The sequence below is a fragment of the Kitasatospora sp. NPDC057015 genome, assembly GCF_042673745.1.
GTDB lineage: Bacteria > Actinomycetota > Actinomycetes > Streptomycetales > Streptomycetaceae > Kitasatospora.
This window is the reverse complement of sequence record NZ_JBHUSG010000007.1, coordinates 141,079-157,193: the sequence shown is the minus strand read 5'-3', so window position 1 is coordinate 157,193 and position 16,115 is coordinate 141,079. Positions and strand designations below refer to the sequence as shown.

13 protein-coding genes are annotated in these 16,115 nt (G+C 74.7%); 10 read left to right on the top strand and 3 right to left on the bottom strand.

Features of this window, described 5'->3' with window-relative positions; all coding sequences use genetic code 11:
• Positions 1 to 57: 57 nt before the first annotated feature.
• The 3 genes from alc to ACFTWP_RS09570 form a co-directional block, all read right to left on the bottom strand.
• On the bottom strand, positions 58 to 1,122 hold the full coding sequence (alc, locus tag ACFTWP_RS09580; RefSeq protein WP_380263719.1) for an allantoicase: 1,065 nt from the start codon (positions 1,120 to 1,122) through the stop codon (positions 58 to 60).
• 102 nt (positions 1,123 to 1,224) lie between these two features.
• Positions 1,225 to 2,157, bottom strand: coding sequence for a LysR family transcriptional regulator (locus ACFTWP_RS09575; RefSeq protein ID WP_380263717.1), 933 nt, complete (start codon positions 2,155 to 2,157; stop codon positions 1,225 to 1,227).
• A gap of 115 nt (positions 2,158 to 2,272) precedes the next feature.
• The gene (locus ACFTWP_RS09570; protein WP_380263715.1) at positions 2,273 to 2,977 is read right to left on the bottom strand and encodes an ATP-binding protein; all 705 of its coding nucleotides are present in this window, start codon (positions 2,975 to 2,977) and stop codon (positions 2,273 to 2,275) included.
• 410 nt (positions 2,978 to 3,387) lie between these two features.
• On the opposite strand from ACFTWP_RS09570, the gene ACFTWP_RS09565 reads away from it, so the two are divergent.
• From ACFTWP_RS09565 to ACFTWP_RS09520, 10 genes are all read left to right on the top strand, one after another.
• A complete protein-coding gene (locus ACFTWP_RS09565; protein ID WP_380263713.1) occupies positions 3,388 to 4,215 on the top strand; it encodes a hypothetical protein in 828 nt (275 codons plus the stop codon).
• A gap of 155 nt (positions 4,216 to 4,370) precedes the next feature.
• Positions 4,371 to 5,108, top strand: coding sequence for a YcnI family protein (locus ACFTWP_RS09560; protein ID WP_380263711.1), 738 nt, complete (start codon positions 4,371 to 4,373; stop codon positions 5,106 to 5,108).
• Between the two features lie 74 nt (positions 5,109 to 5,182).
• Positions 5,183 to 5,878, top strand: a complete 696-nt coding sequence (locus ACFTWP_RS09555; protein ID WP_380263709.1) for an SCO family protein — start codon at positions 5,183 to 5,185, stop codon at positions 5,876 to 5,878.
• A complete protein-coding gene (locus ACFTWP_RS09550) occupies positions 5,875 to 6,372 on the top strand; it encodes a copper chaperone PCu(A)C (RefSeq protein ID WP_380263708.1) in 498 nt (165 codons plus the stop codon). Before ACFTWP_RS09555 ends, ACFTWP_RS09550 begins: the two co-directional genes overlap by 4 nt.
• A gap of 3 nt (positions 6,373 to 6,375) precedes the next feature.
• Complete coding sequence (locus tag ACFTWP_RS09545; protein WP_380263706.1) at positions 6,376 to 8,493, top strand: FixH family protein; 2,118 nt, start codon at positions 6,376 to 6,378, stop codon at positions 8,491 to 8,493.
• Between the two features lie 5 nt (positions 8,494 to 8,498).
• A complete protein-coding gene (gene efeB, locus ACFTWP_RS09540) occupies positions 8,499 to 9,794 on the top strand; it encodes an iron uptake transporter deferrochelatase/peroxidase subunit (protein WP_380263704.1) in 1,296 nt (431 codons plus the stop codon).
• A 185-nt stretch (positions 9,795 to 9,979) separates the two neighbouring features.
• On the top strand, positions 9,980 to 10,915 hold the full coding sequence (gene pheA, locus ACFTWP_RS09535; protein ID WP_380263702.1) for a prephenate dehydratase: 936 nt from the start codon (positions 9,980 to 9,982) through the stop codon (positions 10,913 to 10,915).
• A gap of 867 nt (positions 10,916 to 11,782) precedes the next feature.
• Positions 11,783 to 13,066, top strand: coding sequence for a serine--tRNA ligase (gene serS / locus ACFTWP_RS09530; protein ID WP_380263700.1), 1,284 nt, complete (start codon positions 11,783 to 11,785; stop codon positions 13,064 to 13,066).
• Between the two features lie 79 nt (positions 13,067 to 13,145).
• Positions 13,146 to 13,991, top strand: coding sequence for an HAD family hydrolase (locus tag ACFTWP_RS09525; protein WP_380263698.1), 846 nt, complete (start codon positions 13,146 to 13,148; stop codon positions 13,989 to 13,991).
• Positions 13,992 to 14,329: 338 nt separating this feature from the next.
• Entirely contained in the window at positions 14,330 to 16,090 is a 1,761-nt protein-coding gene (locus tag ACFTWP_RS09520) for an LCP family protein (protein WP_380263696.1), read from the top strand.
• Positions 16,091 to 16,115 lie beyond the last annotated feature (25 nt).

Here is a 16,115-nt window from a genome sequence, read left to right as displayed (position 1 = left end):
CCCGCTGGGGGCGGCCGGGGCCGGGGCGAGCGCCGCGGCCCGGGCGGGCGGGGCGGCTCAGCCGTCCAGCAGGGAGCCGTGCAGCCGCAGGCGGGCGATCCCGCCGTCCGGGTAGACGTCCAGCCGGACGTGCGTGGCGGGGCGGGGTTCGGCGAGCAGTAGGCGGTGGACGGCGTCCGGCTGGAGCCGGGTGCGCGGCAGCAGCTCGAACCAGCCGTCCGGGCCGCTCGCGTCGTCGCGGCCGGACAGGGCGGCCCAGCCAGCGGCGTTGCCGACGTAGCAGCCGGTGTCGATCTCCACGGCCCGGATCGCGCCGCGCCCGGCGAGCCGCAGCCGGACCCAGTCGTGCCCGCCGTCGCGTCGGCGGCGGTTCTCCCAGCCGTCGCCCATCGCCCGCGACCGGCCGGGCATGATCATGTTGGCGGGCGACGAGAAGAAGCGGTCGGAGGCGTCCTCCACCACTGCGCCGTTCTCCAGGGCCGCCAGGTCGAAGGTGCCCAGGGCGGCCAGCCAGGCGGGGTCGGGGCGGGCCTCGCCGTGCACCCGCAGCCGGGCGATCCCGCCGTCGGGGTACTGGCTGAGGCGCAGGTGGGTGAAGCGGCGGCGGCCCTCCACCGCGAAGCCGTTGGCGGCGTGGCCGCGCACCGCCGAGCGCGGCACCAGCGGCTGCCAGTCGGCCGCGAGCAGCTCCTCGGGGCCGGGGACACCGGGGAGCTCGACGCCGTCGACGGCTATCTGCCGCGGGTGGTTGCCCCGGAAGTGGGCGGTGTCGACGACCACGCCGTGCACGACTCCGGGCACGCCCAGGCGGATCAGCACCCAGTCGTGGTCGTCCGCGCCCGGGTGCGGGCCGGCGGTGGCGGCGCCGCGCCGGCGGCGGGTCTCCCACCCGTCCATGATCTGGCCCTTGTTGCCGAAGGTGTGCGGGCGGAACTCGGCCGGCTCCGGCAGCAGCAGGTTCTCCCGCTCGGCGAAGAGCTCGTCGTTGGCGGCCGGCACGGAGCCGCCGAGCCGGCGGTCGGCGAGGTCGGTGAGGGCGGTGAACGGGAAGTCCCCGCCGCGGTAGTCGGCGTAGGGGTCGCCTCCGGAGTAGGGGAGGGCATCGGTCGGGGACGCGGTCATGTCGGGCACCTTTCGGCCGGAGCGCGGTGGCGGTCGGGGCGGTTCCTCCACTGTGGCGCCGGACGAACCGTCAGGTCCATCGCAAAGATCTGACCGGAACGTTCAGTACGACTTCACGTTCCGGGCCGTGGCGGTGGCGGCGTCGGCCGCCGACTCCAGCGCGGCCAGCACCCGCCGCACCGGCGGCGCCTGCTCCGTCCCCACCCGGACGGCGGCCACCACCCGGCGGGTCGGCAGGTCGGCGGGCAGCGCCCGCACCACCGCGGCCCCGCCCCGGCCGGCGGAGGCCAGCCTGGGGACGAGGGCGACCCCGATCCCGGCCGCCACCATCGCCAGGATCGCCGACCAGTCGGCGGCGGTGTGCGCCCGCTCGGGCACGAACCCGGCGTCCGCGCAGGCCCCCAACGTGATGTCCCGCCAGGGGCCGGCCGCACCGTAGATCCAGGGCTCGCCCGCGAGGTCCGCCAGCCGCAGCCCGGGAGCCCCGGCGAGCGGGTGCCCCGGCGGCAGCGCCACGTCCAGCGGGTCGCTGAGCAGCGGGAACCGCAGGAACCGCGGGTCGTCCGCGGACGGCAGCTGGACGGAGAGCGACAGTGCCAGGTCCACCTCCCCGACCGCGAGCAGCCCGTACGCGTCGGCGGCCTCGGCCTCCACCACCCGGACGGTCAGCTGCGGCGCCTCCGCGCGCAGCCGGCCGATCGCCGGCACCAGCAGCCCGGTGATCGCGGTGGCGAACGCCCCCACCCGCACCTCGCCGGCCTCGCCGTGCAGATACCCCGCCAGCTCCGCCTCGGCCCGCTCCAGCTGCCCGAACACCCGCTCGGCGTGGCCGAGCACCAGCCGCGCCGCGCTCGTCAGCCGAACCCGCCGGCCGTACGGCTCCAGCATCGGCGCCCCGAGTTGCCGGGCCAGCGCCGAGAGCTGCTGGGAGACCGCCGAGGGCGTCATCCGCAGCCGCTCGGCGGCGGCCGTGACCGTCCCGCACTCGTCGAGCGCCTGCAGTACCCGCAGGTTCCGGAGGTCCCAGTCGGTCATCGGGCCAGGGTAGGACGGCCGCCGGGGGCAGTCGGACCGGCGGCGGCCGAGCGAGGCGCGGGGCCCGGTGGGGCGGCGGGCGGACGCCGGGGCGGCGCGGCGGCCCGGCGAGCCGTCAGGAGGCCATCCCCAGCCGGGAGCCGTCCTGCCACGTGAGGATCTTGTCGAAGCTCACGATGGCGCCGCGCAGCGGGTGGTTGCGCAGTTGGACGTGGTCGGTGAGGGCGTGGATGAGGAAGAGGCCCCGGCCGCTCTCCGCGCAGAGGTCGGGGAGGGTCTCCCGGTCCACCGGGCGCGGGGCCGGGGCCGGGCGGCCCGGCGGGAGGACGTGGGTGTCGTAGGGGGCCGGGCCGCCGGTGGGCCCGGTGCGGGGGGCGGTCAGGGCGGCGGCGGGCAGCGAGGCCCGGCCGCGGCGGGTACGGCGGCGGACGGCGGGCCGGCCGACCCCTCCGATCGGCCGGCGCGGGGCGCGGCCGACGGCGGGTGGCGGCGCGGCGGACGTGTCGGGCGCGGCGAACACGGCGGACGCGGTGGACGCGGTGGACGCGGCCGACGCGGTGGGCAGTCCGGGGCCCGAGTCGGTCACCTCGATCCGCAGGCGGTCGCCGGTCATCGAGGCGGTGACCTGGAACCCCTCGTCGGGACAGCCGCCCGCCGCGTGTTCGACGGCGTTGGCGCAGGCCTCGGTGAGGGCGACGCCGAGGTCGTAGGAGACCTGCCGGTCCACCCCGGCGGTCTCCATCGCGCCGAGCAGGATGCGCCGGGCCAGCGGGACGCTGGCGGGGTCGCGCTTGAGGTGCAGAGTCCACCAGATGTCCACGGGAGGTCCCTCCTGGCTGCGGCTCCACATACGACTAGGTATCTCCGGGCGATCCGGCGGCGAACCGTCCGTAAGGCGCACCATCACTCCTTCGGCGGATGGACTGAGGCCCGGGGGTGTGCCGAGCGGCGCACGAACGGGTGCGCACGCCGGGGCCGAACGGGCTATTCGTAGCGAAATCACCTCTCCGGGCCGGCCCGCACCGGCCGGACGGCGGCGGGATCGGGCAGCCCCGTGAGGCGACCCGGCGACGGGATCCGGGAGCACCGGGAGAGGGCCCCGCGACGGGACCCGGCGGCCGTCCGCGGCGGCGGGATCAAGCCGCGGCGGGAGGATTTCCGGCCCCCGGCGCCGGGGATTTCGTACCCTGCCCCATGGCGCCGGGGCCTCGGTGAGATGATGTCCCGGCCATGACTGACCACCCCGCCACCCCGCACCCGGGTGCCGCCGTACCGGATGCGCCGGTTCGGGCGGCCGCCTGGGATCTGCGGCTGGCGCGGGCACTGCCGTTCGCCCTGGTCTGCACGCTGATCGCGGCGGCCGGGCACGCCCTGGCCGGCGGCGGGGACGTCACCCTGCCCACCCTGGCGACCGGCTTCGCCGCGGTGCTCGCGCTCGCGGCGCTGCTCGGCGGGCGGGAACGCTCGCTGGCCGGTATCGCGGGCGCCCTCGGCGCGGGCCAGCTCGCCCTGCACGGGCTCTTCCACGGGTCCGGCGCCGCGCACGCGACCTCGATGGCCGCGATGGGACACGGCGCCTCCGGCCCGATGACGGCGCCGCAGCTGGCGGTCCGACTGCTCTGCAACGAGGCCCACCCCGGCACGCTCACCGGCCTGCCCGGCGGCACCAGCGCCGAGCAGATCATCAGCAACGCCGGCCTCGACCCGAACGACTACGCCGCCGCGGCCTGGTGGCAGGGCGGCCTGTTCGGCCTGACGCCCGCCATGCTCGCGGGTCACCTCGCCGCCGCCCTGGTGGCCGGCTGGTGGCTGCGGCGCGGCGAGGCCGCGCTGTGGCGGCTGCTGCGGATCACCGCCGCCGCCGCGAAGGAACTGGCGGCGCCGCTGCGGACGGCCCTCGCGCTGCTCGCCTCGCTGCTGCGCGGGCTGCTCGGCACGCCCGGCGGGTCGGTCCGCCCGTACGGCACCGGTGAGGGGACGTGGCGGCTGCCTCCGGCGGCGGCGCTGCGGCACAGCGTGGTCCGGCGAGGTCCGCCGCGGGTGGCCTTCGCGCGCTGACGGGCCTGCCGCAGGGCAGCCGCAGGGCGCGCACGCGAAGCCGTACCCGTCGAGCGGTACGGCTGTCCGGCCAACCCCACGGCGTGGTCCGCCCGTGGTGCGGGAACCCCCGTGCCCGTCGCGGCCGCCCTCCTCCGATCGGAGACCCCACAGCCATGCGTTCCACTCCTGCCCGTCGCATCGTCGGTATCGCCCTCGCCACCGCCGCCGGCGTCGTAGCCCTGGCCGGCCCGGCCTTCGCCCACGTCACCGTGCAGCCCGGCAACGCCCAGCAGGGCGCCTACACCGCCGTGGACTTCCGGGTCCCGAACGAGAGCGACACCGCGAGCACCGTGAAGCTCGAGGTGAACCTGCCGCTGGACCACCCGCTGGCCTCCGTCCGCACGCTGCCGCTGCCCGGCTGGACCGCCACCCTGGAGAAGTCCAAGCTCGACAAGCCGATCAAGGTGCACGGCAACGACGTCAACGAGGCCGTCTCGAAGATCACCTGGACCGCCGACCCCGGCACGAAGATCGCCGCCGGGCAGTTCCAGGAGTTCCGGGTCTCGATCGGCCCGCTCCCGACCGACACCGACAAGCTGACCTTCAAGGCGCTGCAGAGCTACGACAACGGCGAGGTCGTCCGCTGGATCGACGAGGCCAAGGAGGGCCAGCCCGAGCCCGCCAAGCCCGCCCCCGTGCTGACCCTCACCAAGGCCGCCGCCACCGACGCGGCCGCCGACGGCCACCACGTCGAGGCCACCACCTCGCAGGACGCCGCCGCCCACGCCACCGTCAAGAGCAGCGACTCCACCGCCCGGATCCTCGGCGTGGTCGGCATCGTGGTCGGCGTGATCGGCGCCGGTGTCGGCTTCCTCGGCCTGCGCCGCAAGGGCGACAGCGCCGCCTCCTGACCGAAGCACCGGCCGGGCCGTACGCACCCGTACGGCCCGGCCGGTGAGACCCGCGCGCACGATCGGACCCCGCAATGCCCCGTACCCCCGCCACCCGCACCCCCGCCGCCCGCCGCACCGCACCGCGCCTGCTCGGCGCGGCCGCCGCCGGCCTGGCCGCCGTCCTCGCCCTCACCGCCTGCGGCTCCGGCGGCTCACCCGCGGCCGGGCCCGCGAAGGTCTCCAAGGAGGCCAAGGACTCCCCGTACGAGGGGACGGTGCTCGGCAAGCACTTCGACAAGCCCGCGCTGGTGCTGAACGACACCTCGGGCCAGCCCTTCGACCTGCGCAAGCAGACCGCCGGCCGCAGCACCCTGCTGTTCTTCGGCTACACCAGCTGCCCGGACGTCTGCCCCACCACCATGGGCGACATCGGCGTGGCGATGCAGAAGCTCCCCGCCGAGGAGCAGCAGAAGATCGACGTGGTCTTCGTCTCCACCGACCCCCAGCGGGACACCCCCCAGGTGCTGCGCACCTGGCTCGACTCGATGGGCAAGGGCTTCATAGGCCTGACCGGCGACCTCGACCAGGTCAAGGCGGCGGCGAAGACCCTCGGCATCCTGGTCGAGGACCCGGTGGTGAACAAGGACGGCAGCGTCACCTCCACCCACGGCGCGCAGGTGCTGGCCTTCCTGCCCGACGACAAGGCGCACCTGCTCTACCTGAGCGCCACCTCGCCGCAGACCTACCAGCACGACCTGCCGCTGCTCGCCCGAGGGGTTCCGGCGTGAGCAGCCGTTCGTTCCGGACCACCGCCATCACCGGCGCACTGGTGGCGACCGCCCTCGGCGCGGGCACCCTGCTGGTCGGCTGGGGGCCGGACGGCGGGAGCGGCACGGGCGGCGCGGCGCGGCTGAGCATCGCCGACCCCTACATCCCGCTGCCGGCCGGCGGCGGGATGGCCGCCGGCTACCTGACCGTGCGCAACACCGGCGGCGAGGACGAGCTGGTCAAGGTCAGCAGTCCCGGGGCATCCTCGGTCACCATGCACCACTCGACCGAGAGCTCGATGGAGAGCGCCGGGCCGCTCGCCGTGCCGGCCCGCGGTGCCCTGGAGCTCGCCCGGGGCGGGACGCACCTGATGATCATGGGGTGGTCGAAGCAGCCCGCCCTCGGTGACGAGCTCGAACTCGACCTGACCTTCGCCAAGTCCGGCACCATCGCCGTCAAGGTGCCGGTCACCTCGCTCACCTACCGGCCCGGCCAGCAGGACTCAGGAAACTAGGGGATGCGCCAGATGCTGAAGGCCAGTCACCGCAGGCTCACCGGACTGCTCGGGATCCTCGGCGCGCTGCTCGCGCTGATGATCGCGGGGGCCGGGCCCGCCTCCGCCCACGCGACGCTGGAGTCCACCGACCCCGCGCAGAACTCGGTGCTCGCCACCGCGCCGGGCTCCGTCACGCTGACCTTCAGCGAGAGCGTCTCGCTCTCCGGCGACTCGGTCCGGGTCCTCGACCCGGCCGGCAAGCCCGTCGACACCGGCAACCCCGGGCACGCCGACGGCCACCAGAACACCGCCCGGGTCGGGCTGACCGGCGGCCTCGGGAACGGCACGTACACCGTCGCCTGGCGGGCCGTCTCCGACGACTCGCACCCCGTCGGCGGCGCCTTCACCTTCTCCGTCGGCGCGCCCTCGGAGACCTCGGTCTCCACCGCCGCCCTGCAGGACGCCAAGGCCGACAGCGTGGTGGCCGCCCTCTACGGCACCGGCCGCGCCGTCGCGTACGGCGCCTTCGCCCTGCTGATGGGCACGGCCGGCTTCGTCCTGCTCTGCTGGCCGGCCGGCGCGGCGGTGCGCGCGGTGCAGCGGCTGCTGATGACGGGCTGGGTCTCGCTGCTGGTGTCCACCGTCGCCGTCCTGCTGCTGCGCGGGCCGTACGAGCGCGGGTCGGGCCTCGGCCAGGCCCTGGACCTGTCACTGGTGCGCACCACGCTGGACGAGCGGATCGGCACCGCCCTCGCCGCCCGGCTGCTGCTGCTCGCCACCGCGGGCGTCTTCCTCTCCCTGCTGGTCGGCCAGCTCGGCGGGCCGGTGCCGGCAAAGGCCGCCGGGCCGGCCGGCGACGAGCGGCCGGCCGACGACGGTGACGGTGACGGTGGCGGTGAGGCGGACGAGCTGCGCCGGCTGGAGCAGCGCGCCGCCGAGCGCCCGCAGCGCGAGGCCCGGATCGGCCTCGGCGTGGCCGGGGTGCTGCTCGCCGTCGCCCTCTCCGCCACCTGGGTGGGCGCCGACCACGCCTCGGTCGGCATCCAGGTCTGGCTGGCGCTGCCGTTCGGCGTCGTGCACCTGATCGCGATGGCCCTGTGGCTGGGCGGCCTCGCCACCCTGCTGCTCGGCCTGCGGCACGGCCTGGGGGCCGAGACCGCCGACCGCTTCTCGACGATCGCCTTCGGCTCGGTGGCCGCGCTCACCGTGACCGGCGTCTACCAGTCCTGGCGCGGGCTGGGCAGCTGGAGCGCCCTGGTCGACACGGAGTACGGCCGGCTGCTGCTGATCAAGGTCGGCTGCGTGGCCGTGATGCTCGGGGTGGCGTGGATCTCGCGCAGCTGGGTGGCCCGGCTGCGCGCCGCCGACGTCGAACGCCAGGGCGCCGCCGGCGCCGAGCACGCCCCGACGGCCCGGCCGACCGGCGCGGGCGGGACGGTCCGGACCGGCCGGACCGGCGAGGAGGCCGCCCGGGACGTGCGGGAGCTGGTGGCCGCAGGTGCCGGGGGCGGCGGCGCGGCCGAGACGGCGGATCCCGTCCGCCGGGCGCAGCTGGAGCGCCAGCAGGCGGCCGAGCGCAAGGCCGACCGGGAGCGGGGGTTCACCCCCGCCAAGGCCGGACTGCGCCGCTCGGTGCTGGTCGAGGCCGGGGTCGCGGCGGCGGTGCTGGTGGTGACCACGATGCTCACCAACGCGCCGCCCGGGCGGGTCGCCCAGGCGGTCGCGGCCGGCGCGGACCGGCCCGGGGCGAGCGCCCCGGCCGGCGGCGCGCAGGCCCCGCAGACCGTGCCCGGACAGACCCTGGAGCTGAAGCTCCCCTACGACACCGGCGGCCGGACGCCGAACGCCAAGGGCACCGCCACCGTCACGCTGAACCCGGCCCGGACGGGTGCCAACGAGGTGCACCTCAAGCTGGACGGCCCGGACGGCGGGCCGGTCGAGGTGCCCGAGGTGCAGCTCGCCTTCACCCTGCCCGACCGCGACCTCGGCCCGCTGCCGGTCACCCTCAGCGCCGAGGGCACCGGGCGCTGGACGGGCACCGCACAGCTGCCGCTGGCCGGGAACTGGGTGGTGTCGGTGGCGGTCCGCTCCTCCGACATCGACCAGGCCACCGAGACCAAGTCCCTCACGATCGGTTGAGCACCATGACCAGCACGGCCGACCCGGACGGTTCCGGACCGGGCGCCCCCGCCGCCGGCACCCCGGTCGACGGCCGCCCGAGGGCGGCGGGGTTCTCCCGGCGCGCGCTGCTGGGCGGAGCCGGCGCCGGGCTGGTCGCCGGCGCGGCGGGCGGCGCGGCGGGCGACCGGGCCGCCCGGACGGCGCCCGCCGCCGCCGGAGCGCCCGTCGGCCTGGGCGCCGGGCGGATCCCGTTCCACGGGCCGCGGCAGGCCGGCATCCTCGAACCGCAGCAGGCCCGGGTGCACCTCGCCGCCTTCGACCTGGTGCCCGGCGCCGGCCGGGAGGAGCTGCGGACCCTGCTGCGGCGTTGGTCCCGGACCTCGGCCCGGCTCACCCGGGGCGAGCCCGCCGACGAGTACGAGAGCCGGACGGCCGCCGACGCCGGACCGTGCTCGCTGACCGTCACCTTCGGCTTCGGCGCGACCCTCTTCGCCAAGGCCGGCCTCGCCGACCGCCGCCCGCGCGCCCTCGACCCGCTGCCGGACTTCCCCGAGGACGCCCTCGACCGGGCCCGCAGCGACGGCGACCTCTGGGTGCAGATCGGCGCCGACGACGCCCTGGTGGCCTTCAACGCCCTGCGCGTGCTCCAGCGGCAGGCGGCCGGCACCGCGGCGGCCCGCTGGCAGATGGCCGGGTTCAGCCGCACCCCCGGGGCCACCGCCCGCCCGATGACCGGCCGCAACCTGATGGGGCAGGTCGACGGCACCAACAACCCCCGGCCGCAGGACCCGGACTTCGCCGCGAAGGTGTTCTGCGGCGCCGAGGAGCCCGGCTGGCTGGCCGGCGGCTCGTACGTGGTGCTGCGCAGGATCAGGATGCTGCTCGACAACTGGGAGAACCTCCCGGAGGACCGCCAGGAGCGGGTGATCGGCCGGCGCAAGTCCGACGGCGCGCCGCTCTCCGGCGGCGGCGGGAGCACCGCCGTCGACCTCGCCGCGCAGAACGCCGACGGCACCCTCGCGGTGCCCGCCGACGCGCACGTCCGGGTGGCCGCGCCGGCCTCCAACGGGGGCGCGGCGATGCTGCGGCGGGGCTTCTCGTACCACGACGGCATGCTGCCGGACGGCTCCCCGGACGCCGGGCTGCTCTTCCTGGCGTTCCAGGCCGACCCCGGGCGCGGCTTCGTCCCGGTGCAGCGCAGGCTCGCGCGCGGGGACGGCCTCTCGCGCTTCCTGCGGCACGAGGCGAGCGGCCTGTACGCCGTACCGCCGGGCGCCCCCGAGGACGGCTACGTGGGCCAGGCCCTGCTGGAGGGCTGACCGGGGACGCGTCCGTCCGGCCGGGCGGCGGGCACTCTAGCCGACGGACAGCGTTCGCGTGCTCACCATGCGGATGCTTCGTTGCCCGGTGCGGCGAGTGACTAAGGTGGCAAGCCTGGTACCGCTGTGCAACACCCCTGCGCACCCACCCCTGCGCGGCACCCCTTTCTCGTACGGAGGCGGCAATGTCGGCCACCCGCTACACCTACCTCGGGCCCGAGGGCACCTTCACCGAGGCGGCCCTGCGGACCCTGCCCGAGGCGGCGACCCGGGAGCTGGTGCCGCTGACCTCGGTGCCCGCGGCCCTGGACGCGGTGCGCGAGGGGCAGGCCTCCGGGGCGTTCGTACCGATCGAGAACTCCGTCGAGGGCGCCGTCACCGCGACCAGCGACGAGCTGGCCTCGGGCGCGCCCCTGATGATCTACCGCGAGGTGCTGCTGCCGATCGCGTTCGCCCTGCTGGTGCGGCCCGGCACGGCGCTGGAGGACATCAAGACCGTCACCAGCCACCCGGTGGCCCAGCCGCAGGTGCGCCGGTGGCTCGCGGCCAACCTGCCGGACGCCCGCTGGGAGTCCGCCGCCTCCAACGCCGACGGTGCCCGGCTGGTGCAGGAGGGCCGCTTCGACGGGGCCTTCGCGGGGGAGTTCGCCGCTCCCGTGTACAACCTGGAGCCGCTGGTCAAGGACATCCACGACGCCGAGAACGCGGCGACCCGGTTCGTCCTGGTCGGCCCGCCCGGCCGGGTGTCCTCGCCCACCGGCCTGGACAAGACCTCGATGGTGGTCTGGCTGCCGGACGACCACCCGGGCGCCCTGCTGGAACTCCTCCAGGAGTTCGCGGTGCGCGGGGTCAACCTGATGCGGATCGAGTCCCGCCCGACCGGCGAGGGCATGGGCAACTACTGCTTCCTGATCGACTGCGAGGGGCACCTGGCCGAGCGCCGGGTGAGCGAGGCCCTGATGGGGCTGAAGCGGATCTGCCCGCAGGTGCGCTTCCTCGGCTCCTATCCGCGGGCGGACCGCCAGACCTCCACGTACCAGCGTCCGGGGACTTCGGACCGCGACTTCACGCAGGCGGCGGACTGGCTGTCGCGCTGCCTGGACGGACGCGGCGAGGTCTGAGGCCCGCCACCGCCTCTGACGCCTCCGCCCCGGACGCCGGCCGGGCCAGCGAGCAGCCCACTCGACCAGAGCGATCAGTGCTGATCGGAATCGACTGAATTTCGGCGCTTTCCGACGCGCCGGTGAGTTCACCCGCCCGGGCCACCCGATCACGGTCCACCCGGGCGGGTGGGCTCCGCGGCGCCCGGCCGCGCATCCCCGGTCGACCGGCGCCCTTCGTCCACAGGCGGCCCGGGCCGGGCGGCGGCCGTCCACGGCTATCCACAGGCGGCCCCTGGTATCCACAGGCCCGAGTTATCCACAGGCGTACGGGTGAGTCGACAAACCGGTATAGCCACTGACAGTCATGGTCGGATCATCGGTTTGCGGCACAGAGATGACTAATCGGACCGGAGTCACCCTTGTGCCATCAAATCACCCGTCCGAGCGGACTAATTCCCCCGCCCGAGAAGGTGGAATGAGGTTTCAAACCTCAATTCCTCAGCAGATCTCAATCTGGACCTTGAGTTCCCCGCGATCCACAGGCGCCGCCCGCGCCCTGTGGATAAGCGCCCGCGCAAGGTGTGATCCCCAGGGTTATCCACAGGATCCGAGGGGTTATCCCCAACCGGAATCAACAGGCTCCACGGGGCGCCCGTCGGTGCCTCGACCGCCCTCCGCAGGCCCTCCGACCTGCGATCCCTCCGACGGGCCGGCTCATGGTCGCAGAGAACCGGGCAGAAAGCGACATATCCGGATGAGTGGCGACCGGCCGTCGCCGGCCCGGTGCCGCCCCCTCCTCCATCCGCCCTCTGCCGGCACCCACCGTCCGCCGGCCGACGGAAACCGGTACCGATACCCCGGTCCCGTCCCGGTAGGCTTGCCCCCGTGATTGACCTTCGCCTGCTCCGTGAGGACCCAGACCGAGTGCGCGCCTCGCAGCGCGCCCGTGGCGAGGACGTCGACCTGGTCGACGCCCTCCTCTCCGCCGACGAGCGGCGGCGGTCCTCGGGCAGTCGCTTCGACGAGCTGCGCAACGAGCAGAAGACGCTCGGCAAGCAGGTCGCCAAGGCCCAGGGCGAGGAGAAGACCGCCCTGCTCCAGCGCACCAAGGCGCTGGCCGAGGAGGTCAAGGCCGCCGACGCCGAACAGGGCGCCGCCAAGGAGGAGGCCGACCGCCTCGTCCGCCGGCTGGCGAACCTGATCGACCCGGCCGCGCCGATCGGCGGCGAGGAGGACTTCGTCACGCTGGAGGAGATCGGCACCCCGCGCGACTTCGCGGCCGAGGGCTTCGAGCCCAAGGACCACGTCGAGCTGGGCCAGATCCTCGGCGCCATCGACACCGAGCGCGGCGCCAAGGTCGCCGGCTCGCGCTCCTACTACCTGACCGGCGTCGGCGCGCTGTTGGAGCTCGCCCTGGTCAACATGGCGATCGCGCAGGCCGTCGCCGCCGGCTTCACCCCGATGATCACCCCGGCGCTGGTCCGCCCGGCCGCCATGGACGGCACCGGCTTCCTCGGCCAGGCCGCCGAGAACGTGTACTACCTGCAGGACGACGAGCGCTACCTGGTCGGCACCAGCGAGGTCCCGCTCGCGGCCTACCACATGGACGAGATCATCGACGCGGAGAAGCTCCCGCTGCGCTACGCCGGCTACTCCTCGTGCTTCCGCCGCGAGGCCGGCACGTACGGCAAGGACACCCGCGGCATCATCCGGGTGCACCAGTTCGAGAAGGTGGAGATGTTCGTCTTCACCACGCCGGAGGAGGCGGAGGCCGAACACCGCCGCCTGCTCCAGTGGGAGAAGGACTTCCTCAACGCGCTCGACCTGCCGTACCGGGTGATCGACCTCGCCTCCGGCGACCTCGGCTCCTCGGCCGCGCGCAAGTTCGACATCGAGGCCTGGGTGCCGACCCAGGGCAAGTACCGCGAGGTCACCTCCACCTCGAACTGCACCGAGTACCAGGCCCGCCGGCTCTCCATCCGGGTCCGCGAGGACAACAAGGTCCGCCCGCTGGCCACCCTGAACGGCACCCTGGTCGCCGTCCCGCGCGTCATCGTGGCGATCCTGGAGAACCACCAGCAGGCCGACGGCTCGGTGGTGGTCCCCGAGGCGCTGCGGCCGTACCTGGGCGGACGCGCGGTGCTCGAACCGGTCAAGGACCGTGTCTGACGAGGCCCGGCAACCGGCGCCGCGCGGCACGGCCGCGCGGCGCCCGCACGACGACACCGATCCCGGGAGACGCAAGGCCATGAGCACCGACCGCGCCGACTCCGTCTCCCCCGGTGGTGGCGACCTGCCCTTCCGGCTGGTCGCCACCGACCTCGACGGCACCCTGCTGAACAGCGCCGAGACCGTCTCCGCGCGCAACCGCGCCGCGCTGGCCGCCGCCACCGCCGCCGGGGCCTCGCACATCATCGTCACCGGACGCTCGGCCGGCTGGGCCCGCCCGGTCTTCGACGAGATCGGCTACACCGGGACGGCGGTCTGCGGGCAGGGCGCCCAGGTCTACGACGCGGGCGCGCACAAGCTGATCACCTCGATGACCCTGGACCGCCGGCAGGCCGCCCTCGCGATCGCCAAGATCGAGGCCGAGACCGGCCCGCTGGCCGTCGCCGCCAACCAGGACGGCCTGGACGGCCAGGTGCTGGCGGGCCCCGGCTACGCGCTGCAGATCGGCACCGAGCTGCCGATCCTCCAGGTGCCCTCCGACGAGCTGCTGAGCACCCCGGTCAGCAAGCTGTACATCCAGCACCCGGGCCTCACCGACGACGAGCTCGCCGAGGCCGCCCACCGGGTGGCCGGCGACCTGGTCGGCGTCGTCATGGCCGGCCCGGGCATCGTGGAGCTGCTGCCGCTCGGGCTGAGCAAGGCGACCGGACTCGCCGTGGCGGCCCGCCGCCTGGGCTTCCGCCCGGCGGACACCATCGCCTTCGGGGACATGCCCAACGACGTGCCGATGTTCGCCTGGGCCGCGCACGGCGTCGCGATGGCCAACGCCCACGAGCAGCTGCTGGCGGTGGCCGACGAGGTCACCGTGAGCAACGACGAGGACGGCGTGGCCGTCGTCCTGGAGCGGCTCTTCCCCGCGGTCTGACGGGCCGGACCGGCCCCGCCCGCGGCCCGCGACTCCGTGCTCCCCGGCCCCGCGACCGGCCGCCCGGAACGTGATCGTCGCCACCCGGATGCCGTCCTCACAGGAAGAGTTTGTATGCTCCGCTGAAGCTCCATGCCCAGGCCGGAGCTCTGTAGGAGGTATCACCGAGCGAACCCCCGGGGACGCTCGACCGCTCCTGCGATCCTCGTCCGTGCAACCTGAGGGCCTTCTCGATCGTCTCTTTGGGTGCGGTGCTCCTTTGCACACGGCGCTCTCCGGGTGCGGTGCTCCCCAGGGGCAGTGCGAGGTTGCTGCTTCCGCCGGTGAAAGGTACACGCATGTCAGGCCAGTGGGACGAGAGCCCCTACCGGGGCGACGGGCAGTGGCATGACGACGCGACGGACGGCGCCGTGCGCACCGACCAGCCCGGTACGGGCGGCGGCTCGGTACCCGCGCCCAGGACGGGCGGCCGGGCCGAGGCCCGGCGGGCCGCGCAGGGGCGCGGCGGCCACGGCAAGTCCGGCGGGGGGCGGGCGGCGGGCGGCGGGCGCGGCAGGAAGCCCCAGCGCAACAACAGGAAGAAGTACGTCGCCTGGACCGCGGCCGGCGCCATGGTCCTGATAGTCGCCGCGGGCGGCGCGCTGTACCTGAAGCTCAACGGGAACATCAAGACCTTCGACTCCGACGCGATCAGCGCCGACCGCCCGCCCGAGACCCAGGCCGACGCCAACGGCAACAAGCCGGTCAACGTCCTGCTGATCGGGTCCGACAGCCGCAGCGGCAACAACAGCGACCTCGGCGGCGGCGACGAGGGCGGCGCCCGCTCGGACACCACGATCCTCTTGCACGTCTACGCCGACCACAAGCACGCCGTCGGCATCTCCATCCCCCGCGACGCCCTGGTGACCGTTCCCTCCTGCAAGCTCCCGAACGGGAAGTGGAGCAAGGAGCTGACCAACCAGATGTTCAACTCGGCCTTCTCCACCGGCAACTCCGAGGAGGGCAACCCGGCCTGCACGCAGAACACCGTGGAGAAGCTGACCGGCATCCGGGTGGACCACACCATCGAGGTCAACTTCGAGGGCTTCGCCGCGATGACCGCCGCGGTGAACGGCGTGGACGTCTGCCTGCCGAACGCCATCTACGAGAACGACCTGAACGAGAAGCTCCCCAAGAAGGGCGCCGAGGTCTTCAAGAAGGGGCAGCAGACCGTGCAGGGCAAGCAGGCCCTGGACTACGTCCGGCTGCGGCACGGCATCGGCGACGGCTCGGACATCGGCCGGATGAAGCGCCAGCAGGCCTTCATGGGCTCGCTCATCTCCAAGGTGAAGAAGCAGGGCCTGAGCCCGACCACCCTGCTGCCGCTGGCCGACGCCGCCACCAAGTCGATGACCGTCGACCCGGACCTCAGCACCGCCGACAAGCTGCTGTCCTTCGCCCTGTCGATGAAGAACATCGACATGCACGACCTGAAGTTCATCACCGCGCCCTGGGTCTTCAGCACCACCCACACCGGCCGGATCGAGCTGGTCCACCCGGCGGTGGACAACCTGTGGGCGACCCTGAAGGCCGACCGCACCATCGACGGCCAGGACGCCACCGGTCAGCAGCCCGACGCCGCGGCCTCGCCCGCCGCCGACCAGGCGTCCGCCCCGGCCGCGCCGGCGCCCGCGCCCGCCCCGGCGGCCGACACCGACGGCGCCGGCATCAAGGTCGCCGTCTACAACGGCACCACGGCCCCGGGCATGGCCGGCAAGGCCAGCGAGGCGCTGAAGGCCTCCAACTTCACCGTCACCAAGGTCGCCACCGCCTCCTCCACCAACCACAGCAGCACCGTGGTGGAGTACGGCCCCGGGATGAAGGCCAAGGCGGACAAGGTCGTCGCGCTGTTCCCCGGTTCCACCGCCGCGGCGAGCAGCGCGGCGGGCATCAGCCTCGTCCTCGGCAAGGACTACGCCGCCGCGAACGGGGGCGGCACCACCCCCGGCGCCACCGCGGCACCGACGGTCCCGGCCCCGCTGCCGAGCAGCGTCACCGCCGAGGCCCGCTCCGCCGACGACGACATCTGCGCGAACACCACGTACGGCGCCGGCGGCTGATCCGCCCGAGGCGTGCGAAACGGGT

Coding starts and splice junctions, on each gene's coding strand:
- ACFTWP_RS09575 (WP_380263717.1), bottom strand. CDS start 2,157: ATGACCGACTGGGACCTCCGGAACCTGCGGGTACTGCAGGCGCTCGAC.
- pheA (WP_380263702.1), top strand. CDS start 9,980: ATGTCGGCCACCCGCTACACCTACCTCGGGCCCGAGGGCACCTTCACC.
- ACFTWP_RS09565 (WP_380263713.1), top strand. CDS start 3,388: ATGACTGACCACCCCGCCACCCCGCACCCGGGTGCCGCCGTACCGGAT.
- ACFTWP_RS09555 (WP_380263709.1), top strand. CDS start 5,183: ATGCCCCGTACCCCCGCCACCCGCACCCCCGCCGCCCGCCGCACCGCA.
- ACFTWP_RS09520 (WP_380263696.1), top strand. CDS start 14,330: ATGTCAGGCCAGTGGGACGAGAGCCCCTACCGGGGCGACGGGCAGTGG.
- ACFTWP_RS09560 (WP_380263711.1), top strand. CDS start 4,371: ATGCGTTCCACTCCTGCCCGTCGCATCGTCGGTATCGCCCTCGCCACC.
- efeB (WP_380263704.1), top strand. CDS start 8,499: ATGACCAGCACGGCCGACCCGGACGGTTCCGGACCGGGCGCCCCCGCC.
- alc (WP_380263719.1), bottom strand. CDS start 1,122: ATGACCGCGTCCCCGACCGATGCCCTCCCCTACTCCGGAGGCGACCCC.
- ACFTWP_RS09545 (WP_380263706.1), top strand. CDS start 6,376: ATGCGCCAGATGCTGAAGGCCAGTCACCGCAGGCTCACCGGACTGCTC.
- ACFTWP_RS09525 (WP_380263698.1), top strand. CDS start 13,146: ATGAGCACCGACCGCGCCGACTCCGTCTCCCCCGGTGGTGGCGACCTG.